At 64.3% G+C, this 21,022-nt stretch carries 15 protein-coding genes; 8 read left to right on the top strand and 7 right to left on the bottom strand.

Features of this window, described 5'->3' with window-relative positions:
• Positions 1 to 40 precede the first annotated feature (40 nt).
• The 5 genes from O3298_RS13945 to O3298_RS13925 all read right to left on the bottom strand — a co-directional run bounded on the left by O3298_RS13945 (position 41) and on the right by O3298_RS13925 (position 5,039).
• Positions 41 to 1,504 carry a response regulator gene (locus O3298_RS13945; protein WP_305059711.1) on the bottom strand — a complete coding sequence of 488 codons (1,464 nt, stop codon included), beginning with the start codon at positions 1,502 to 1,504 and terminating at the stop codon, positions 41 to 43.
• Complete coding sequence (locus O3298_RS13940) at positions 1,501 to 1,863, bottom strand: Hpt domain-containing protein (RefSeq protein WP_305059710.1); 363 nt, start codon at positions 1,861 to 1,863, stop codon at positions 1,501 to 1,503. Before O3298_RS13940 ends, O3298_RS13945 begins: the two co-directional genes overlap by 4 nt.
• A gap of 34 nt (positions 1,864 to 1,897) precedes the next feature.
• Positions 1,898 to 2,524: a response regulator gene (locus O3298_RS13935; protein WP_289905209.1), complete on the bottom strand. Its 627-nt coding sequence runs from the start codon at positions 2,522 to 2,524 to the stop codon at positions 1,898 to 1,900.
• A gap of 141 nt (positions 2,525 to 2,665) precedes the next feature.
• Positions 2,666 to 3,310, bottom strand: a complete 645-nt coding sequence (locus tag O3298_RS13930) for a hypothetical protein (RefSeq protein ID WP_305059708.1) — start codon at positions 3,308 to 3,310, stop codon at positions 2,666 to 2,668.
• A 49-nt stretch (positions 3,311 to 3,359) separates the two neighbouring features.
• Complete coding sequence (locus O3298_RS13925; protein ID WP_305059707.1) at positions 3,360 to 5,039, bottom strand: methyl-accepting chemotaxis protein; 1,680 nt, start codon at positions 5,037 to 5,039, stop codon at positions 3,360 to 3,362.
• Positions 5,040 to 5,351: 312 nt separating this feature from the next.
• Between O3298_RS13925 and O3298_RS13920 the strand changes: the two genes are divergently transcribed.
• Positions 5,352 to 7,802: a membrane-bound PQQ-dependent dehydrogenase, glucose/quinate/shikimate family gene (locus O3298_RS13920; protein ID WP_305059706.1), complete on the top strand. Its 2,451-nt coding sequence runs from the start codon at positions 5,352 to 5,354 to the stop codon at positions 7,800 to 7,802.
• 64 nt (positions 7,803 to 7,866) lie between these two features.
• Here O3298_RS13920 and O3298_RS13915 read toward each other — a convergent pair whose 3' ends face one another.
• Together O3298_RS13915 and O3298_RS13910 are read right to left on the bottom strand one after the other, a co-directional pair.
• Positions 7,867 to 8,958 carry a hypothetical protein gene (locus O3298_RS13915; RefSeq protein ID WP_305059705.1) on the bottom strand — a complete coding sequence of 364 codons (1,092 nt, stop codon included), beginning with the start codon at positions 8,956 to 8,958 and terminating at the stop codon, positions 7,867 to 7,869.
• Between the two features lie 21 nt (positions 8,959 to 8,979).
• Positions 8,980 to 12,444, bottom strand: a complete 3,465-nt coding sequence (locus tag O3298_RS13910) for a DUF748 domain-containing protein (RefSeq protein ID WP_305059704.1) — start codon at positions 12,442 to 12,444, stop codon at positions 8,980 to 8,982.
• A 255-nt stretch (positions 12,445 to 12,699) separates the two neighbouring features.
• Here O3298_RS13910 and O3298_RS13905 point away from each other — a divergent pair, with 255 nt between their 5' ends.
• The 7 genes from O3298_RS13905 to O3298_RS13875 all read left to right on the top strand — a co-directional run bounded on the left by O3298_RS13905 (position 12,700) and on the right by O3298_RS13875 (position 20,917).
• Positions 12,700 to 14,844, top strand: a complete 2,145-nt coding sequence (locus O3298_RS13905) for a TonB-dependent siderophore receptor (protein WP_305059703.1) — start codon at positions 12,700 to 12,702, stop codon at positions 14,842 to 14,844.
• Positions 14,844 to 15,539, top strand: a complete 696-nt coding sequence (locus tag O3298_RS13900; protein ID WP_305059702.1) for a hypothetical protein — start codon at positions 14,844 to 14,846, stop codon at positions 15,537 to 15,539. Before O3298_RS13905 ends, O3298_RS13900 begins: the two co-directional genes overlap by 1 nt.
• Positions 15,529 to 16,554, top strand: coding sequence for a PstS family phosphate ABC transporter substrate-binding protein (locus O3298_RS13895; protein WP_305059701.1), 1,026 nt, complete (start codon positions 15,529 to 15,531; stop codon positions 16,552 to 16,554). Before O3298_RS13900 ends, O3298_RS13895 begins: the two co-directional genes overlap by 11 nt.
• Positions 16,551 to 17,558: a PstS family phosphate ABC transporter substrate-binding protein gene (locus O3298_RS13890; protein WP_305059700.1), complete on the top strand. Its 1,008-nt coding sequence runs from the start codon at positions 16,551 to 16,553 to the stop codon at positions 17,556 to 17,558. The genes O3298_RS13895 and O3298_RS13890 overlap by 4 nt, the downstream gene beginning before the upstream one ends.
• A 55-nt stretch (positions 17,559 to 17,613) precedes the next feature.
• The gene (locus tag O3298_RS13885; protein WP_143451320.1) at positions 17,614 to 18,009 is read left to right on the top strand and encodes a DUF2946 domain-containing protein; all 396 of its coding nucleotides are present in this window, start codon (positions 17,614 to 17,616) and stop codon (positions 18,007 to 18,009) included.
• An 88-nt stretch (positions 18,010 to 18,097) separates the two neighbouring features.
• Complete coding sequence (locus O3298_RS13880) at positions 18,098 to 20,191, top strand: TonB-dependent receptor (protein ID WP_305059699.1); 2,094 nt, start codon at positions 18,098 to 18,100, stop codon at positions 20,189 to 20,191.
• A 294-nt stretch (positions 20,192 to 20,485) separates the two neighbouring features.
• A complete protein-coding gene (locus O3298_RS13875) occupies positions 20,486 to 20,917 on the top strand; it encodes a hypothetical protein (protein ID WP_305059698.1) in 432 nt (143 codons plus the stop codon).
• Positions 20,918 to 21,022 lie beyond the last annotated feature (105 nt).

Raw genomic sequence — 21,022 nt, 5'->3', positions numbered from 1 at the left:
GTGGCCAATTTGCCGCCAGGCGGCAGGCGCCAGCCGCAGGCTAGTGCGCCAGCCAGCGTTCCACCATGGCGCGCAGCTGGGCGGCCGTGAAGGGCTTGGACAGGTAATCGTCCATGCCGGCCGCCGCGCAGCGCTGCCGGTCGTCGTCGGTGACGCCGGCCGTGAGGGCGATGACGGGCAGGCGCCGTGCGCCGCTGGCCGCTTCGCGGGCGCGCAGGGCCTGGCACGCCTGATAGCCGTCCATGACGGGCATCATGCAATCCATCAGGACCAGGTCATACTGCTGTTCGGCCAGCGCTTGCAGGCCCAGCGCGCCGTTCTCCGCCGTGTCGATGGCGTAGCCGCAGGTGCCCAGCTGCAGGCACACCAACTGGCGGTTCAGCGCCGTATCCTCGACCAGCAGGATGCGCGCGCCCGACGCTATCTTCTGCTCCGGCGGCTTGGCGGCATCCGCTGGTGCCGCGCGCTCCTGCAGCGCCAGCACCGTGGCCGCGTCGCGCTCCTGGCGCCGCAGCAGGGCCAGGATCAGCGCGACGGCCGCGGCCAGCACGAGCAGGCTGACGACGGCCGCGCCGCCCATGGTGAGCAGCATGCGTCGCCAGCCCGCCAGGTAGACGTCGTCCGTCACGGTCACGTTGATGGCCAGCGGATAGTCGCGCACCAGCCGTATGGCGGCCAGGCGGTCCACCGCGCGCCCCTGATCGGCCGCGCGCGGCGAGTCCACCTGCAGCACACCATCGGTCTTGCCCTGTTCCAGCAGGCGGTAGGTGCTGCCCGTCAGGTTGCGCTTGCCCATCATGGCGGGTACGGCCGGCCAGCGGGCCAGCAGCGTGTAGTCGCTGCGGTACAGGGAAAAGGCCGTGTGTTCGCCGATGCTGGTGTTCTGGAAGAATTTGCTGAAGAAGTCGCACGACAGGCCCACCAGCACCACACCCAGAAAGCGGCCGTCCGTGCCGCTGATGCGCCGGCTGATATAAAAGGTCCAGGCGCCATCGCCCTTGTTTTGCACGGGCGCGCTGACATGCATGCCGCCGTCCGGGTGGCGCCGGTGATACTCGAAGTAATCGCGTTCGTCGAGGCGGAAGGGCGGCGCGGGAAAGGCGCGGCTGAAGGCCAGCACCTTGGCATCGCCGCCGACGATGGATACCCCGTCCACTTGCGGCACGCCGCCGATCTTGTGTCGCAGCATCTGCTGCATGGCCGGGGTGCCGACGGCGGCGGCCAGCGCTTGCGCGTCCGCGGGGGCGGCGGCATCGATGTCGCGGCTGACGCCGTCGAGCACCAGCCTGGCCGCCGTCATGCTCTGCGCCGTGTTTTCCGCCAGTAGCAGCGACAGGTTGGACAAGTCCTGTTTCCAGTCATCGACGGCTTCGCGGTGCAGCAGCACGCCGGAGACGACGATGCGCAGCGCCAGCAGGCCCACCAGCACCAGGCCCACGACGGCTGCCGTGGTGCGCGGCCGATAGCGGTGCACCAGGCGCAGGGCGGCCTGGCGCGCGTTCATGCCTGCGCGCCCGTGTAGTCGAGCATGCTGCGGCGTACCTCCTGCTCCACCGCGCCGACGAGCGCCGCCGTCTCATCGAGCCAGCCCGTTGCCGGCACGCCCTGGTGGCGCACCAGCTGCTCGAATTCCGCCAGGCGCGCCACCAGGGCGCTGGCGCCCAGCAGGGCGACGGTGCCGCGCAAGGTATGGCAGCTGTGCACGATGGCTTGCGCCGCACCGCCGCGCACGGCCTGTTCGACGCGGGCAAACATGGCCGGCGCCGTATCGAGGTAGGTCTGCGACAGGGCGCGGAACATCTCCAGGTCGCGCCCGGTGGCCTGGAACAGCACGGCAGGATCGATGTGGCGATAGGCTGGCATGGCGGCTCCGTGGCGGGGGGAAGGCGGTGGCGGGTCAGGCGGCCAGGCTGTTGCGCCGCGCATGGCCGGCGCAGCAGGCGCGCAGATAGCCGCGCAGTTCGTCGTAATTGACGGGTTTGGCAAAGAACACCACGCCGGGCGGCACGCCGCCCCGTTCTTGCAGTTCCTCCGGCGTCAGGCTCGACAGCATGGCGATGTGCATGTCCGCCAGCAGCGGGTCGGCCAGGATGGTGCGGATCACCTCATAGCCGTCGATGCCTTCCATGATGATGTCGGCCAACAGGATGTCGGGCTGGTCGCGGGCGATTTCCATCAGCGCTTGGTAGCCGTTTTCGCAAAAGCGCAAGTCCGCCTGCAAGCCCCAGGAACCGATCTGCTTTTCATACAGCGCCCGTTCGATCGGATTGTCTTCGATGACGAGGATGGACGGCGGGCGGCCCGACGGGACGGGGCGGTTGGCGCGTGCGGCGCGCTGCTCCTGGCCCGGCTGGCCGGGATTGCCCTTGTAGGCTTCGACGGCCGCAAGGGGAATGCGCCGGTGGCCGCCCTTGGTCTTCCAGGCTTCGATCACGCCGGCCTCGACCAGTTGCTGCACGGATGTGACCGAGATGCCGAGGATTTCGGCGGCCTTTTGGGTAGTGCAAACGTCTGCAGTGTGCATGATGGGCTGTCTGGTCGCGGATGAAGTTGAAGGAGATGATACGCAATCGCGCTCAAAAAATCAATTTTAACGAATTAGATGAATTCAATAAAAACCTGGCTGGTTCTGGGCCGGGCAGGCGCGCCACGCCGACGCCCGCGCTCATGGCCGGCTGCCTGCGCCGCTGCGCTCCTCTGCCAGCACCGCGCCCGTTTGCAGGGCCGTGACGGCTTGCGACAGTGTGTCGAGCGCCATCAGCAGTTCCGCATGCAGGCGGCGCAGCGCGCCGATATCGTTGGCAAAGCCCGCATGCACGGCCTGGCGCGCCAGCGCCTGCAAGGGGAGCAGGCCCATGGCCAGGCTGCCGTCGAGAATTTCCTGCGCCAGCACGCGCGCCGGGGCGGTCCGCTCGCAGCGCAGCGCATGGGCGATGCCGGCGAGGCGGTCGCGCGTCTCGGCCACGAACAGGGCCAGAATCTCGCCCTGCAGGCGCCGGTCGTGGCCGAACATGGCGTCCAGGCGGGCCAGTTCGAATGGCGGCGTGCCCGGCGCCCTGGGCGCTTGCGGCGGCGGTGCGCTGTCAGCCCCCCTGGCCGGCGGGGCCGCTTTGCGCATCTGCAGCAGTTGATGCAGGTCGGACGGCGTGCTGCTGCCGGCCGCTGGCGCGCGGCCGGCCTGGCGCCAGCGGGTGCGGCGCCAGAGCAGGGCAGCCAGCAGCAACAGCAGTCCTGCCAGCGCCAGCGCCGGGCGCATCAGCGACAGCTCTTCGCAGCGCAGGAAGGGGTGGATGGAGAGAAAGGCGTTCATGGCGGTGCTCCAATGCGGACGATGCGCGTGATCCTGCGTGAGGGCGGACCTAAAATACTTCCCAGTCGCCGGCATCGGCGGCGGCCGGCGCCGTGTTCCCGGCCTGGCCCGCGTGGCGCGTGGCGACCAGCCTGAGCGTGGCCTTGTGCTGTGCGGGCCGCCGGGCGGCAGGTGCGCGGGGCGCCGCGCCGGCTTGCCCTTGCGCCAGCTTGAAGGTGCCCACCACGTCGGCCAGCCTGGCCGCCTGCTCCTGCAGCGATTGCGATGCCGCCGCCGCTTCTTCGACCAGGGCCGCATTCTGCTGCGTGACTTCATCCATCTGCGCGATGGCGCGGTTGATTTCCTCGATGCCCGTGCTTTGCTCCACGCTGGCGGCCGAGATTTCGCTGACGATGCCGGTGACGCTGCGTACCGTGTCGACCACTTCCGTCATGGTCGCGCCGGCCTGCCGGACCAGCTTGCCGCCTTGTTGCACCTGTTGCACGGAGTCGCCGATGAGTGCCTTGATTTCCTTGGCGGCGGCCGCCGAGCGGTGCGCCAGGTTGCGCACTTCCGTTGCCACGACGGCAAAGCCGCGTCCCTGTTCCCCGGCGCGCGCCGCTTCCACCGCCGCGTTCAGGGCCAGGATATTGGTCTGGAAGGCGATGCCGTCGATGACGCCGATGATGTCGGCGATCTTGGCGGACGAGCTGTCGATCGCTTGCATGGTGCGGATCACGTCGCCCATCACTTGCCCGCCCCGCTGCGCCTGGTCCGAGGCGCTGACGGCCATTTGCCGGGCCTGGCGGGCGTTGTCCGCATTTTGCCGCACGGTGGCCGTCAATTCTTCCATGGCCGACGCGGTTTCTTCCAGCGAGCCGGCCTGCTGCTCCGTGCGCGCCGACAGGTCCAGGTTGCCCGCCGCGATCTGGCTTGACGCCGTGCCGATGGTGTCCGTGCCGGCACGCACTTCGGCCACGATGCGCACCAGGCTGCCGCTCATCTCCGCCAGGGCCGTCATCAGCTGGCCCACCTCGTCGTGCGAGGCGGCGCTGACCTGCACGCTGAGGTCGCCGCTTGCGATGGTGCGGGCCACGCCGATGGCGTCGGCCAGCGAGGCGGCGATGCGGCGCGCCAGCAGCAGGCCCATGCCGGCCACCAGGGCCGTCACGGCCAGGGCCAGGCCGCAGGAAATCCAGCGCGCGCTGGCCGCGGCCGCGGCGCCGTCGGCAGCCCCCCTGGCGGCCAGGGTTTCGTTGTAGCGATGATGGGCGGCGAGGGCGTCGACCAGTTCCTTGATCAGGGGCTGGCTTGCCATCAGCAAGTCGCGTGCGGCGTCGAGTTCGCCCGCCTTCGACAGCGCCAGCACCTTGTCGCGCACGGCGTCATAGCGCAGCAGCACGGCGCGGTCCGTGGCCAGCAGCGCCTTGTCTTGCTCATCTGAAATGTTTTCCTTTTCATACTGGTCGAGTGCCTTGCCGACCGCCGCGCGCGCCTCGTTGATGCCCGCTTCCAGCTTGTCGCGCCTGGCGGCGTCCTTGCTGGCCATGTGCTGCCAGACGGCCGTGCGCATCTGCGTGAACGGCACGAATGCCCGGTTCAGGGTCAGCAGGCTGGGAACGGTGTTGACGGTGGCATAGCTGGCCGCCGTGTACACGCGATCCATCTGGTAGATGCCAAAGCCCGCCAGGGCGGCCAGTCCCAGGACGACGGAAAGGATCAAGACGTACAGCCGTTTAGCGATGGTCATGATGGGCGCCGCTCCAATGAAGTGAAATTCAAGAAAAATACTTTGCCTGGATGAGTTTTTTCATTTTACGCCAAAAATTTGTTTTATTCGAGAAATTTGTTGTTTATCTATTTTAATTTATGTTTTTCATCAAAATCGCATCGTGGAAGCTGGCTAAACGCGCATGTCGTGTATAAAAAGCCACACGGCACGCGGCGGGCGTTCTGGCGTGTGGCACGCTTTGTCAATTAGTGAAAAAATGCAATTTCATTGATTGCCATCAAATACGGTGCGCAGGCGCGTGCCGCCGACTGACTCTTGTAAAGGAGCATCATGACTGCCTCTGCCCGGCCTGGACCCTTGCTTGTCATCACCGCAGTCATCTTTATCTTGCTGGGCCTGGCGCTCGTTGGCGGCGGCGCCTGGCTCGTCAGCCTCGGCGGTTCCTGGTATTACGTCGTGGCGGGTATCGGCATGATAGTTGCCGGTGCGCTCGTGTGGAAAAGGCGGCGCAGCGCCCAGCTCTTCCTTGCGCTGCTGCTGTTCGGCACCCTGATCTGGTCCGTGATCGAAGTGAAGTTCGACTGGTGGCAATTGCTGCCGCGCCTCGATATCTGGTTCGCCGCCGCCGTCTGGCTGCTGCTGCCGTTCATCGACCGCCGCCTCGATCCGCCGCTGATCGCGGGCGCAAAGCCGCGCGACGCCGGCAAGAGCGCGCTGCTGGCGGCCGTCGTGGTGACGGCTGCCGTGGGCGTGTTTTCGCTGTTTCAGGATTACTACACCTTGCACGGCGAAGTGCCGGCCGAGAACATGGCCGCCGTGCCCGCAGGCGATTTCGCGCCCGGCGTGGCGCCCAACGACTGGGCCGCCTATGGCCGCTCCGGCTATGGCGACCGCTATGCGCCGGCCGCGCAGATCACGCCGGCCAACGCGGCGCAGCTGAAACAGGCGTGGGTCTACAACACGGGCGACTTCAAGGGGCCGACGGATCCGGGCGAGATCGCCAACGAAGTCACGCCGCTGAAAGTGAACGGCATGCTGTACCTGTGCACACCGCATAACATCGTCATCGCGCTGGACCCGGATACGGGCAAGGAGCTCTGGCGCCACGATCCGAAGATCAACCGCGACGCGTCCAGCTACCAGCACATGATTTGCCGCGGCGTTGCCTACTGGGACGTCAATGCGGGCCGCGCCAAGGACAGTCCGGCGCTGGAAGCGGCCAGCATGGAATGCCCGCGCCGCATCTTCGCGCCCACCATGGATGCGACCTTGATCGCCGTCAATGCCGATACGGGCGAAGCGTGCAAGAGCTTTGGCGAAAATGGCGTCATCGGCCTGTACCACGGCATGGGCATGAAGAAGCGGGGCTTCCTGATGCCGACGTCGCCGCCGGCCGTGGCGCAAAACGTGGTGGTGATGGCCGCCAGCGTGACCGACAATTTTTCCACCGAGGAGCCGTCTGGCGTGATCCGCGGCTACGACCCCGTCACGGGCAAGCTGATGTGGAACTGGGATGCCTCGAACCCGGACGACACGGCGCCGATTGCCGAGGGGAAAACCTACACCAACAATTCGCCGAATTCCTGGGGCGTGTCCAGCGTGGATGAAAAGCTGGGCATGGTCTACATTCCGATGGGCAACGAAACGCCCGACACGTGGGGCGGCAACCGCAACCCCCATGGCGAGAAATACAACAGCGCCATCGTCGCGCTGGACCTGGCGACGGGCAAGGTGCGCTGGGTGTACCAGACCGTGCACCACGATATCTGGGACATGGATATCGGCGGCCAGCCGACCCTGGTCGACATCGACACGCCGAAAGGCAAGGTACCGTCCGTGGTGGCCACGACGAAACGGGGCGATATCTATGTGATCGACCGGCGCGACGGCAGCCTGGTCGTGCCGGCGCCGGAAAAACCCGTGCCGACGGCCAACGCGGCCCCCGGCGACAAGCTGTCGCCCACGCAGCCATTCTCGGCCCTCACGTTTTTGCCCGAGAAAAACATCAGCGAAACGGATATGTGGGGCACGACGCCGTTCGACCAGCTGGCGTGCCGCATCATCTTCCGCCAGCACCGCTATGAAGGGCCGTTCACGCCGCAAACGGTGGCCGAAGGCAAGATCAAGGGCGCCATCATTTCGCCCGGTCCGCTCGGCATCTTCGAGTGGGGCGGGGCGGCCGTCGATCCCGTGCGTCAGTTGCTGCTGGTCAACCCCGACTACATGGGCTTCCTGGAACGCCTGGTGCCGCGCGCGCAAGCCAATGCGCCGGGCGGCACGGGCACGGAAATGGGCTTGCAGCCGCAGACGGGCGTGCCGTTTGCCGTGGAAATCAAGCCCTTCCTGTCGCCGCTGGGCTTCCCATGCCAGGCGCCGCCCTGGGGCTATATCGCCGCCGTTGACTTGCGCACCATGAAAAAAGTGTGGATGCACAAGAACGGCACCACGCGCGACAGCGCCCCCGTGCCCATCGCCTTGCCGCTGGGCGTGCCCAGCCTGGGCGGCATCAGCACCACGGGCGGCGGCGTAGCCTTCCTCAGCAGCACGCTCGACTACTACATCCGCGGCTACGACGTGCGCAACGGCAAGACCGTATGGAAAGCCCGCCTGCCGGCCGGCGGCCAGGCCACGCCGATGAGTTATGTCTCCGACAAGACGGGCAAGCAATATGTGGTGGTGATGGCCGGCGGCCACGGTTCGCTGGGCACGAAGATGGGCGACAGCCTGGTGGCGTTTGCCTTGCCGGACGAGGCGGTGAAGGAGGCGGGGAAAGGGAAGTAAGCGCTACGCATCCGCGGCATGGACCGGCCATGCCGCGGATGTGCTGCCATTGAAGCGTTCGACCTTATTGCAAGCGGCGATTCAAGACGATCAGTTCGGCATTGCCCGCGTTATCGTCTGCCATCGGGTAGAGCACTACCGCATAAGCACGATCGCTCGTCTTGTTGATGCTTGAAATGATCAAGTTGTCACGGGGTATGGACAAAAGCTCCTTGGTCAGCAAGTTCCTGTAGCCTTGCTCATCTTTGCTATAGAAGATTTCCAATAACTCATCATTTTTCGTGGTCAGCCAGCCATTTCCAAACTCGCTATTGAAGCGGGTGATGAAAGTGTCGTCGGCGATGTTGACTGGTTGCCATGTATTGAACAATGGGTCAGCAAAATCCACCAATTCAATGACGGCACTTGCACCATTCTCATCTATTTTCTGGATAACGAGCTTGTCTTTTTCCTGCGCCAGCAGATAAGAATTCCCATCGAAGGAAGCGCTTAATATCTGCAAGACATAGACGCCATCCGAGTCGATTTCGCGATGGCGAGTCACATTGCCTTTTTCATCAAGCTCCCGGTGCAGCAGCAGGCTGTCTTCATTGGCCAGCAAATGAATCGCCTTGTTGGCAATGCTGATTCTGTTATTTGCGGGCAATGGGATCTTGATATTGTTTTTCTTTTTTAGTTTTCCATTGATAAATTCGATGGCCAGGATCTTATCGGGTTTGCTGTCATAGAAATCCACATCGTGAAATATCGAACAGGTTTCCGTTGTTCCAATGAAGGTTCCTGTAAATGGACGGCTGCCCTTCGGTATTTCCACGTTTTCACGATCAAAGATGGGAATGCTGATTTCCAGTTCCTTGTCAGGATGATAGGGGATGACGGAGACATAGTTGTCCTGATCCGGACTCAGGAACAGTGTCGGCAAGATGCCGTCATCCTCGATGTAGTTGTCGATATTGCCATCAATCCCGACCACCGTATAAATCAGCTTGTACGTGCCATTTTTCCCGTATACATAGTTCGCCAGCAGCGTCTTTTCAGCAAATGCAATGCTGTCTTTTGCCGATACCTGTGTCTCAGCGACGAGCGTTGTCATGGTGCACAAGTCGCCCTGTGTAACAGACGATGCATAGGGCGCTACCTTGTCGAGGTTTTTCATGCGTCAGATTCTCTCCGTGTCTTATTGCGTGGCCAGTCCCAGCTTCAATCCCACCAGCTTGCCCGGTGCGGCGTCCGTTTTTTCCGGCGCGCCCGCGCTGACCCTGGCCGCCGGCGTGCCGTCCTGCTGCAGGGCCGCCAGGATGGCCGCGCTGCGCTGGGCGCCCAGCTTGCTCAAGGCGTCGGCAGGCAGGGGCTGTTTGGCTTCCAGCTGCTCGCGCAAGCCGTTATAGAAGGCGCCCGTGTCGGCTACTTGCGGCTCGCCCTCGATCAGCTTGCCCAGGCGTTGCAAGACGGGGATCTTGGCTGCCGCTGGAGCGGAGGCGCTGGTCGCCGCCGCTGTGGCTGGTACGGCCGATTCCGCCGCCTTTTTCTGCTTGTCCAGCTCGGCCTTGCCGAAGCGTTCGCCGTACAGGTCGCGCAGGGCGCCCCGTATCTTGCGTTCGCCCAGGTTCAACGGTCCCGGTTCCTCGCCCGCTTCCAGTTTGATGCCGGCCTTGGCGGCGACGGCGCGGCGCACGGCTTGGGCGCGCAGGGCGGCCGCATCCGTGTCGCTGTACTGGCCCGGCACGGCCAGCTTCAGCTGTTCGCGCTTGGCGAGGATTTGCGCCACCTGCTTGAGCTTTTCCCGTTCCGGCGGCAGCAGCACGGCGCTGCCCGCATCGAAATCGATGGCTTCGAGCTTGTCGGCGCTGATGCCCAGCAAGTTGCCCAGCGCGCGGAACGGCGCCGTGACGATTTTCGTCAGCACATTGCCCACGGCTTTCCAGATCAGGGCGCCATAGCTGAATTGCGGGTCGTTCATGTCGCCCGACACGGGCAAGCCCAGGTCGATGCGCCCGTCGCTATCCTTGAGGATGGCCAGCGCCAGTTCCAACGGCAGTTTCAAGGCGTCCGGGCTGTCGATGCGCTCGCCCAGGGTCAGCTTGTCGAGCACGATCTGGTTGGTGCCGTCCAGCTGGCGGTTGCGCACCTTGTATTGCAAGTCCAGCGAAATCTTGCCTTCAGCCACCTTGTAGCCGGCAAACTTCATCGTGTACGGCGAGGCGGACACCATGTCGACGTTCTTGAACACCACGTTCAAGTCCGTATTGTCGGTCGGGGCGAACGGATTTAATTGACCACGCACGCGGGCCAGGCCGAATTCGTCGATGCGGCCGTCGAGTTCGATCTGGCTGCGCGCATCGCGCTTCGTCGACAGGCCCGTGACGACGCCATTCAATTCATATATCTTCGCGGCGAACTGGGGCCGCAAGCTCAGGTCGGCAAAGTCCAGCTTGGCATTCTGCAGGCGCACGCGGCGCACGCGCACGGGGAAGGCGGCGTCGGCAGCCGGCGTGGCGGCGGCCGACGCCGCGGGCGCTGGCGCGGCTGGTTCCGGCGCTTTCACCAGCAAGCGCTGGGCGTTCAGGCTGCGGTCGTTTTCGATGATCAGCTGGGCGTTCGGTTCGACCACGCGCAGTTCGGGGATGTCGACAAAATCGGGGCCCACGCTGGCTGTCAGCTTGTCGGCGCGCACGCTTTTCCACGAGGCAAAACGCTTGCCATCCGTTTCATTGAGCACGAGGCCGGCGATGTCCACGCCCCCCACATAGCGTACTTTCGGCGCCTTCGGCGCGCCGCCGCCCGTCGTCAAGCGGCCGCTGCCGGAGAGCGAGCCTCCCGCCAGCTTCAGTTTCAGATGCTGCGCCAGCAAGGGTTGCACGGGGGCCAGGGTCAGCTGTTTCAAATTCAATTGCGCATCGACGGCGCCCGTGCCCGGCACGAACTTGCCGTTGGCAGTGAGCAAGCCGCCTTCGCGCAGGCCCACGCCCAGCTCGAACGGCAGCGCCTGCTGCATATCGTTGCTGACGTTCTGCAGGGACAATCTGGCATCCTGCAGATCGCCCTTGATGCCAGTGCCCGCATCGTCGAAGCGGGCGCCGAACTTGCTCAGTTCGACCTTGTCTACCTTGGTGGACCACGGTGCGGATGGCGCATCCTTGGCCGGGTCGGTTTTGCCGGAGGCAAACACGGGCAGCTTTTGCGTAATCGCAAATTCGCCCTGGCGGTTGCGCGCCAGGTCGATCTGCGCGCCGCTGGCCGTCACGGAACCCAGGTGCACGGCATGCGCCGCCAGGTCGATCTTGCCTTCTGTAAAGCCCAACTGGGCCAGCTTGAACGGCGTTTGCGCGCCCCGCTGCATGGCGAGGTCGGCCAGGCTGAAGCTCGCGCCGTCGATCACGGTAGCCATGCCCGCTGGACCTTGCTGCAAGCCCAGTTGCAGCTGCAGTTGCAATTGTTTCGCGCTCAGCTGCAAGGCTGGCGAGACGGTTTCATCGATGGCGGACACGTCCACATTGGCCAGCGCCAGCTGTTTCAAGTCCACCTTCCATTTGCCAGGCTTGGCTGGTGCGGCAGGCGCGGTGGCGGCAGGCGCGGGATTGCCCGGCAGCATCAGGTTCGCCACGTCGATCTCGCCCTTGCTGTCGCGGCGCACGGCCACTTTGCCGCCATACAAGTTGATTTTATCCACGGTCACGCTCTGGCGCGCCAGATCCACGTTCACGCCGGCGACGCCCAAAGTATTGAGCGAAGTAAATGCCTCGCCTTTTCCGTCGCGTACCAGCGCCAGGTCGCGCAGGGCCAGGCCCGCGCCTTTGACGCTCGCTTCCAGCTTGCCGTCCGCATAGGAAAAGGCGTAGGGCAGGCGCGCCGACAATTGTCCGCTCGTCACCGTGGCGCGCGTATAGGCTTTCAGATACGCGGCCAGGCCGGGCAGGGAAGCGTCGTTCAATATCAGTTCGCCTTCCCCCCGGATCGGGCTGAGCGAGGCCGTGCCGCGCCAGTGCAGCTTGCCGCCGCGCGCCGCATCGGCGCTGAGGCTGTAGCTGCCGTTGGCGTCGGGCAGGGTTGAGATATTGTCGAGCGTAAAGTTGATGGGCGTGAAGTTGTCCGCATAGCCCGCCTTCTGGTCGTGCCAATCCACTTTGCCTTGTTCCAGCGCAAAGTGGGCGATGACGAGGCGCGGCATGCCGCCTTCGCTTTTTTCCGGATGGTTGCGTTGCCAGGTGGCCAGCACTTCGGCCAGGTTGAACTTGCCATCCGGCGTGATCGTCAGCTGGGCTTGCGGCGCCGTGATGCGGATTTCCGCCAGGCTCCAGGCGCGGCGCACGATGGATTTCCATTCTAATTGCACGGCCAGGGCGCCGATGGACAGCAGCGGCGCGCCGCTCTTGCCATCCGCGCCGGCCGCTTCCTTGAAGGCGATCTGGTCCGCTTCCAGGCGCAGGGTGAACGGGTTGAAGCGCACGTCGGCGATGCTGGCCTGGCGCGCGAGTTCTTTCTCGGCAAATTTGGGTAGCTGGTGCTTGATGACGTAGGGCACCAGCCAGAAGCCGGCCGCGCTGTAGGCGGCCAGGGCGCAGCCTGTGCCAACGGCCCAGCGCTGCCAGCGTTTCCAGCGAAATGTTTTCGTCTGCACGCTTTTGTTGTCGATTGTATTCACGAACTTACCTTTTGATCTTGTTGGGCGGCACATCTTGCACGCCGTGACTGTCAGTATGCCTCTTTGCGGCTGTGTCTGCAAAATCCAAACGTGTTCAAGTGATAACAGGCGGCCTGGCGGACTGTTTATCTTATGAAATTCTCTGATTCTCACGAATTGTCACTTATTTATTGCGAATGATTCTCGTTACGGATATTATGCGCGGTAACTTGAAGTTTCCTTCTATCACTGTTCTCTGTTGAAAGACCCGTTTATATGCGCGCAGCTTTTCCTTCCTTGCAACTACTTCCAGTGGCCGCAGCCCTGTCGCTGGCTTTCGCTTCCCACACGGCCTGCGCCGCCAATGGCGCCAACGGCCAGGACGACTTGACGGCTGGCGATGAGAAAGTCATGCAGGCGGTGCAGGTGACGGGTGCGCGCGCGCAAGGCCTGGTGCCGACCACCACCGAGGCGGGCAGCTTCCGTGGCGCCAACATCATGGACGTGCCATCGACCGTCAACGTGATCACGCGCGAATTGCTGGAACAGCAAGCCGTGTCCGGCCTGTATGACGCCGTGCGCAATACGGCTGGCGTGACGCGCCAGCAAAACGGCGGCGATACCTGGGATCAGCTGGTGGTGCGCGGCATCGCCGTGGAAAACCGCACGAATTACCGCCTCAATGGCTCGTTGCCCATCATGAACTTTTCGCAAGTACCCATGGAAAACAAGGAGCGCGTGGAAGTGCTGAAGGGTGCCTCGGCCCTGTATTACGGCTTCACCTCGCCGGCTGGCGTGGTCAACTTCGTCACCAAGCGCGCCGGCAGCAAGCCCGTCACGAGCATGGGCTTGAGTCTCGACGACCGGGGTAGTGCCGTGGCGAATATCGACATTGGCCGCCGTTTTGGCGCGGAGCAGGAATTCGGCGTGCGCATCAACGCCGCTGGCGGCACCCTGGGTTCTTATCTGGATAATGTGGGCAACGGCAACCGCAGCTTCGTGTCCGCCGCGCTGGACTGGCGCGTGACGAACAAGCTGCTGCTGAAAGCGGACCTGGAATACGACCGCCGCCGGGTGACGGAGCAGGCGGGCGTGGCCTTGCCGGCCGCCGTGAAAGGCGTGATCACCTTGCCGCGCGCCGTCGACCCGCGCAAGCTGATCGGCCCCGACTGGTCGAATTTCGAGGCGCAAACGAAAAACGCGCAATTGCGCGCCGACTACGCCATCACGGATGGCTGGGCCCTGACGGTCGAGGCGGGTCACTCGGAAACGGCGCGCGACCGCCGCCTGGCCATTTTCCGCCTGAACAATGCGGCGGCGCTGGCCACGGGAGCGGGCCGCATCACGGGCAATATGCAGCATCACGTGACGGCGTCGGACTTGCTGCGCGCGGAACTGGCCGGCACTTTCAATACGGGTTTCATTGCCCATGAACTGACCCTGGGCGCCTCGCGCACGGACAAGTCGCAAGACCCTATCTACCAGAGCAATTACACGATCGCCTCGCAAAACCTGTACAACCCCGTGCCCGTGACGAATGTCGTGTTCGGCCCCAAGCCGACTTCGCCGACGACGGCCGCGCTGGACACGCGCGACACGGGCCTGTATGCGCTCGACCGCATGGTCTTCAGCCCGCAGTGGCAAAGCGTCATCGGCGTGCGCCGCACCAGCTATCAAAGCGACCAGGGCGCCAGCCACTATGACGTCAGCAAGACGACGCCCATGGTGTCGCTGGTCTACAAGCTGACGCCGGCCATCTCGTTCTACGCCTCGTCGGCGCGGGGCCTGGAAGAGGGCGAGACGGGGCCGACGGGCACCGTCAACCAGAATGTCAAGATGGCGCCCGGCGTGAGCAAACAGAAGGAATTGGGCGCGCGCTGGATGACGCCGGGCGGTACCCTGGTGTCGGCCGCGCTGTTCGACATCACGCGTCCCGGCTACTACACCAACAGCAGCAACGTGTTCACTTCGGATGGCGAACAGCGCTACCGCGGCCTGGAACTGTCGACCCAGGGCAAGCTGACGCGCCAGCTGTCGTGGCAAACGTCGGCCCAGTTCCTCGACCCGAAATTCGAGCACATCAACGCCGACTACAACGGCAAGGCGCCGGAAAACGCGTCGAAACGCACGGCCAGCGCCTTCCTCGCCTACGCGTTCGACGCCGTGCCGGGCCTGTCTGTCAATGGCGGCGCGTATTACTACAGCGCCCGTCCCGTCAACGACCTGAACCAGGCATTCCTCGGTGGCGTGACCTTGTTCAGTGCCGGCGCCCGCTATGCCAGCACGGTCATGCACAAATCCGTCGTCTGGCAGCTGAACGTGGAAAATGCGGCCGACAAGCGCTACTGGGCTGGCGCCGGCACGCGTCTGGCGTCCGGCGCGCCGCGCGCCATCAAGCTGAGCATGAAGGTGGACCTGTGATGCGTCTCGTCAAAGCCGCGCTGGTGGCGGCACTGCTGGCAGGCACCTTGCATGTGCAGGCGGCGCAGACTGCACCTGGCAAGCAGGTGCTGCTGGTGGTGCGCCTGGAAGGCAAGAGCCTGCCTTTCGACCAGAAAATCAAGGAACACCTGGAGGCGCGCGGCTATGCCGTCACGCTGCACAGCCAGTACGCGCCCGTATCCGGCGCGCAAGGCAAGGACCTGGTGATCCTGTCGTCGACCATCCGGGGCCGCGACCTGCTGGGCGCTTACCGCAACGTCACGGTGCCCGTGCTGACGTGGGAAAACGATTTGTATGACGACATGTCGATGACGGGCAAGCGGGCCGGCGTGGACTATGGCACGGTGGAAAAGTCGCGCTATGTGTGGCTGGTCAACGCGCCGCACGCGCTGGCGGGCGGCTTGCCGGCCGGCACGGTAGATATTTATCAAAAGCAGGCGACCATGAGCTGGGGCAAGCCTGGCCTGGGCGCCACCACCATCGCCACCATTTATGGCGAGCCGGAAAAAGCCGCCATCTTCGGCTATGAAAAGGGCGCCACCATGGATTACGACAGCCTGGCGCCCGCCCGCCGGGTCAGCTTCTTCCTCGACAATGAAACGTTCACGAATCTGTCGCCGGCCGGCCTGCGCCTGTTCGACGCGGCCGTGGACTGGGCCAGCGATGGCAAATAGCCCATCCTTGCCGCTGGCGGCGCTCATGCTGGCCATGTCCGCATCGGCAGCGGGCGCAGCCGCACTCGACCCCGCCTTGCCCGCCTACGTGCCGCAGCCCGTCAAGGTGCCGGCCACGGCCGGTTACCTGGACCGCAAGACGGGCGCGGCCATGATAGGCGGCGCCGAACACGTGGCTACCGTCGTTGGCCAGTGGAATGCCCTGTTTGCGGCCAGCCATCCGGGCATCGTGCTGGGGTTTGACGGCAAGGGCACCAGCAGCGCCGTGCCGCTATTGATGCACGACAAGCTGTTGTTCGGCGCCATGGGCCGCGCCATCAATGCCATCGAGCTGGTGCCATACCGCAAGATCGTGGGGCGCGACGCGCTGGAAATCCGCATCGCGCACACGGCATCCACGCCGGGCGAGCACCTGGCCACGTCCCTGGCCGTGTACGTGAACCGCGCCAATCCCTTGACGCGGCTGACGGCGGCGCAAGTATCGCAAATTTTATCTATCGGCAATCCAGGCGGCGACTTCAGCCGCTGGGGACAGCTGGGCTTGAGCGGCGAATGGCGCGAGCGCGCGATCCACCCGTACGGCACGGCCGCGTACACGGGCTTTGGCGACTACTTGCAGCGCGAACATTTTCAGGGCAGGGCGCTGGCAGCCAGCCACGAAGAGCTGGGCAACACGGCCGCCATCACGGGCCGCATCGCGCAAGACCCGGCCGGCATCGGCGTGGCCGCGCTCGGCGTGCAGCACCCGCAGCTGCGCCAACTGGGCATCGTGGGCGCGGATGGCCGGGCGACGACGGGCACGGACGAGGAAGTGGTCGCGCAACGCTACCCGTACGGCCGCTACGTGTATCTGTACGTGCGCCGCTTGCCGGGCCAGGCCGTCGATCCGCTGGCAAAGGAATACCTGCGCCTGGTGTTGTCGCGCGAAGGACAGGCCGTCATCGCCGCGCAGCCCGGCGGCTACCTGCCCCTGACGGCCGCGCAAGCCAGGGCTGAACTGGAGAAACTCGAATGACGCCGTTGAACAAGACCGCACTGGCCGCTTGCTGCGTGCTGGCGGCCGCCGTGCAGGCCGCGCCCCTGGCCGTCGATCCCGCGCAAACCTATGTGAACCGTGACGGTACGGTGGCCATCGTCGGCAATGATGGCCTGGAAGAAGTGATTACGCAGTTGAACGCGCTGTTTACGCGTCAGCATCCGCAGGTACGCTTCAGCTTGCGCATGGAAGGCTCGTCGGCCGGCATGCCCGCACTGACGGCGGGCGCCACGGCGTTTGCGCCCCTGACGCGCGACATGTGGCCGGGCGACCAGGCGGCATTCCGGCAAGTCTTCGGTTACGACGCCACTCCCGTGCGCATCGGCTACAACGGCCACGGTCCCCGTCCGCCGGCCAAGACGCCGCCCGCCGTGTACGTGCACCGCGACAACCCGCTGGCGGGCTTGACGATGGAGCAGCTGGGCCAGGTATTCACGGCAGGCGCACCGGGAGGCGACGCCAACCTGTGGTCGCAGATGGGCGCGACAGGGGACTGGGCGCCGCGCCGCATCCACGCCTATGGCTTGCGCGACGATGGCGGCTTCGCCACGGGCTTGCGCCATGCGCGTTTCGGCAAGCGTCCGTTTGCCGCCAGGTACGAGGCGCTGGCCTCGCGCGAAGCCGTGATCCGCGCCGTGGCCGCCGACCGCTATGGCATCGCCGTGCTGGGCTGGGTCAATGCGGCGCCCATCTCGGACCAGGTGCGCGTGCTGCCGCTGGCGGCGGCCCGGGGCGCGCCATACTACGGTCCCGACAAGGCCAGCGTGCGCGCCGGCAAGTATCCATTGACCATGCCGGTGCAGCTGTACGTGAACCGCGCGCCGGGGAAGGGGCTCGATCCGCTGGTGAAAGCGTACTTGCAGCTGGCCCTGTCGCCGCAGGGACAAGCCATCATTCTGGCCCAGCAAGATAGCGAAGAGGGTTACTTGCCGCTCAGCGAACAGGACTTGCAGGCCGAGATCAAGAAACTGGACGCTTTGTAAAGTTTCTTTGACCACATGGCTGGCTGCAGGGCAGGGCGGCCGCTATAATGCCGCCATGTTTATTCGCCAAGGCCGCGCCGTCGTCGTCCTGTGGATCGCGTGCCTCGCCATCCTCATGGCGGCGCTCGCCCCCACCTTGTCGCGCGCGTTCACGGTCGCCAGCGGCCAGGCCGTGCCCAGCTTCGAGATTTGCTCGGTGGCGGGCGGCATGAACATGCTGCCCGTGAAATTGTCCACGGACACGCCCGATCCCGCCAAGGGCGGCATGCGCATGGGCGATTGCCCGTGCTGCAGCATGCATGCCGACACCCTGGCGATACCGCCCACCTCCCTCGTGCTCGCTTCCGGCGAGCTGATCACGGGCTTGCTGCCCGAGTTGTTCTACCAATCCGCCACGCCATTGTTCGCCTGGACGCCCGTCCAGCCCCGTGGCCCGCCCGCCGCTTTCTGATCTGTCCTTTCCCTGAACGGCCTTGCCTCGCACCCGTCGTGCGCTGGCGCCTGTTCGTCTTGCCCATACAGAAACTGAAAGCAGCACCATGAAACATTTACCGTTATTGATTTCCCTCGCCATCGCCATCGCCATGCCTGCCGTGGCGCAAACGCGTACCGAAGCCGGCACCACCGTGTTACCAGAAATGAAAGTCATCGTCACGGCCATAGGCGACGGCTACCGTCCTGCCGCCGACACGGCGCTGATGCTGTCTAGCACCCCCGGCTACAGCGTGGCGGCCGGTGGCGGCGTGTCCGGCTTGCCCGTAGTCAATGGTTTCGCGGATGACCGCATCAAGATCCGCATCGACGGCATGGAACTGACGTCCGCCTGCGCCAATCATATGAATGCGCCGCTGTCCTACATTGATCCACAACAAGTGCAGCGCATCCGCCTGATCGCGGGCGTGACGCCCGTCAGCGCGGGCGGCGACAGCATCGCCGGCACCATCGAGGTGCAGTCGAACGCGCCCGTGTTCGCCCGGCCCGGCGCAGGCTTGCTGACGCAAGGCAGCTTTGCCGTCTCGGGACGCAGCGTCAACAACAGCGTGGCGACCAGCGTGAATGCGTCGGCCGCCAGCGACACCTTGAGCGTCGGCTACAGCGGCGCTTACACGCGCGGCCACAGCTATGAAGACGGCCATGGCAACACGGTGCTGGCCAGCATGTATGAAAGCATCAACCAGTCCATCGTGCTGGCGGCGAAAGGCCAGGGCCAGCAGCTGACCCTGCGCGCCGGCGTGCAGCACATCCCGTACCAAGGTTTTCCCAACCAGTACATGGATATGACGGACAACCATGGCCAGTTCGCCAATCTCGCTTACAAGGGCGAATTCGGCTGGGGCGTGCTGGACGCGCGCGCCTACTGGCAGCAGACGGACCACGAGATGGGCTTTTTTAGCAGCGAGCGCAAGGGTTCGATGCCGATGCTCACGCATGGACGCAACACGGGCTATGCGCTGATGGCCAGCTTGCCGACGGCGGCGGGCGAGTTGCGCCTGGGCCAGGAGTGGCACGGCTTCCGCCTCGACGACTACTGGCCGGCCGTGCCCGGCTCCATGATGATGGGGCCGCGCACCTACCTGAACATCAATGACGGCAAGCGCGACCGCACCGTGCTGTTTGGCGAACTGGAAACGCGCCACGATGCGCGCTGGACCAGCGTGCTGGGCGTGCGCGGCGAATCCGTGCGCATGGACACGGGCGACGTGCAATCGTACGGCACCAACATGATGAACATGCCGGACCTGATGGCCGCGAATGCCTTCAATGCGCGCAGCCGCAGCCAGCGCGACACGAATATCGATGCCTCGGCGCAAGCCACTTTCACGCCCGATGCGGCCAGCAGCTATGAATTCGCGCTGGCGCGCAAGGTGCGCTCGCCCAATCTGTACGAGCGTTATTCCTGGGGCCGCGGTTCGATGGCCATGACCATGACCAACTGGTTTGGCGATGGCAACGGCTATGTGGGCAATATCGACCTCAAGCCGGAGACGGCTTACACGGCGGCATTGACGGCCGACTGGCATGGCGGCGGCGAGGAGGGCTGGTTCGTGCGCGTCAATCCCTATTACAGCAAGGTCGACAATTACATCGATGTCGACGTGCTGGCGTCTTTCCACCCGTACATGAAAATGGGCGCGAATGGCAACTTGCTGCGCTTTGCCAACCACGACGCCAGGCTGTACGGCGTGAACCTGGCGTGGCAGCTGCCGCTGGCGCGCAGCAGCCAATGGGGCAGCTTGACCGCCAGCGGCAATGCGGCCTACACGCAGGGCAAGCGCAGCGATGGCGGCGACCTGTACCGTATGATGCCGTTCAACGCCTTGCTGGCCGTCGAGCACAAGCTGGGCGCCTGGAGCAACCGCATCGAAACGAAGATCGTGGCCCGCAAGGACAAGGTCGATGCGCGCCGCTTCGAACCGGAAACGGGCGGCTATGCCCTCGTCAACCTGCGCAGCAGCGTGGCATTGAACAAGATGGCCAGCCTGAGCGCGGGCGTGAGCAACCTGTTCAACCGCGCCTATGCGGACCCGCTGGGCGGCGTGTACCTGTCGGGCTTGAAGGCGAACGGCGGGGCGCTGCAAGCCTTGCCGGCCGAGGGCCGGTCGATTGATCTGGGGCTGCAGCTGAAGTTCTAAGCCCGGCAGTCAGGCATGGCGCCTTCCCGCTGCCGACGCGGGAGGGGAAGGCGCCTGCCGTATGCACCGTATCGGCGCTGGCCAGGTGCTTGTGACAATGTGCGCATGTTTCTTCTTGGCAATTTGTTATGTTGCATGGCGTCCAGTTTTCGGCGTTTGCCGCACAGGCGGGCGATGGCGAGGTTTGCGGGTGTGGTCTGAAGCGGGCGCCGTGCCGCTAAAGCCGTAAGGGGATTACTTTTCCTGGTTAATTCATCGTCATCCTGTTTCACCAATTAGTGCCATCGGAAACCTGTGAAATATCAAAAAATACTCGGCGAAGATGCCGCCGCCATCGTGCTGTCCCTGAGCGTTGTTGCATATGTGGCATCCCTGTTTTTAACGGCAATCGTGGACTCCCACGAAGTCTTGCTGGGTGGGGGCGTGTTATTGCTCGGCTGGCTAGGGCCGCTGGCCGGCAGTTTTGCCTGGTTTGCCAATCCGCTGCTTATTTTTGCCATGTATTTTTCGAAAGAGAAGCCCGGTGCCGCGATGCTGGCCGTTTTTTTTGGCTTTGTGCTGGCACTGACCACCTTTGGCATTAAAGAAATTCCTAGTGATAATGGTTCTTACGCGGTGCTGGGATTCGGCGCCGGATGCTATCTGTGGCTGGCCTGTTTTCCAGCCGTGTTTATCGCATCGTTCTTGAGCAGCAGAAAATCCAGGGCGCTTGCTCCTGGCAAATAGCCTTGTTTTTTCTGTTGCGGCATCACAGGTGATCTCCCGTCTCCTGTTGGCTGATCAACCATCCTTTGCCAGCAGCGCCCGGATGCGGTCTAATCATGGCTTGTT

Origin of the sequence: Janthinobacterium sp. SUN137, assembly GCF_030587265.1 — a bacterium.
Classification (GTDB): Bacteria; Pseudomonadota; Gammaproteobacteria; order Burkholderiales; family Burkholderiaceae_D; genus Janthinobacterium; species Janthinobacterium kumbetense.
The sequence above is the reverse complement of the archived record's forward strand: the minus strand, read 5'-3'. Positions and strand labels throughout refer to the sequence as shown.

Coding starts and splice junctions, on each gene's coding strand:
- O3298_RS13935 (WP_289905209.1), bottom strand. CDS start 2,524: ATGCACACTGCAGACGTTTGCACTACCCAAAAGGCCGCCGAAATCCTC.
- O3298_RS13925 (WP_305059707.1), bottom strand. CDS start 5,039: ATGACCATCGCTAAACGGCTGTACGTCTTGATCCTTTCCGTCGTCCTG.
- O3298_RS13885 (WP_143451320.1), top strand. CDS start 17,614: ATGTTTATTCGCCAAGGCCGCGCCGTCGTCGTCCTGTGGATCGCGTGC.
- O3298_RS13895 (WP_305059701.1), top strand. CDS start 15,529: ATGGCAAATAGCCCATCCTTGCCGCTGGCGGCGCTCATGCTGGCCATG.
- O3298_RS13930 (WP_305059708.1), bottom strand. CDS start 3,310: ATGAACGCCTTTCTCTCCATCCACCCCTTCCTGCGCTGCGAAGAGCTG.
- O3298_RS13945 (WP_305059711.1), bottom strand. CDS start 1,504: ATGAACGCGCGCCAGGCCGCCCTGCGCCTGGTGCACCGCTATCGGCCG.
- O3298_RS13940 (WP_305059710.1), bottom strand. CDS start 1,863: ATGCCAGCCTATCGCCACATCGATCCTGCCGTGCTGTTCCAGGCCACC.
- O3298_RS13880 (WP_305059699.1), top strand. CDS start 18,098: ATGAAACATTTACCGTTATTGATTTCCCTCGCCATCGCCATCGCCATG.
- O3298_RS13900 (WP_305059702.1), top strand. CDS start 14,844: ATGCGTCTCGTCAAAGCCGCGCTGGTGGCGGCACTGCTGGCAGGCACC.
- O3298_RS13890 (WP_305059700.1), top strand. CDS start 16,551: ATGACGCCGTTGAACAAGACCGCACTGGCCGCTTGCTGCGTGCTGGCG.
- O3298_RS13905 (WP_305059703.1), top strand. CDS start 12,700: ATGCGCGCAGCTTTTCCTTCCTTGCAACTACTTCCAGTGGCCGCAGCC.
- O3298_RS13915 (WP_305059705.1), bottom strand. CDS start 8,958: ATGAAAAACCTCGACAAGGTAGCGCCCTATGCATCGTCTGTTACACAG.
- O3298_RS13920 (WP_305059706.1), top strand. CDS start 5,352: ATGACTGCCTCTGCCCGGCCTGGACCCTTGCTTGTCATCACCGCAGTC.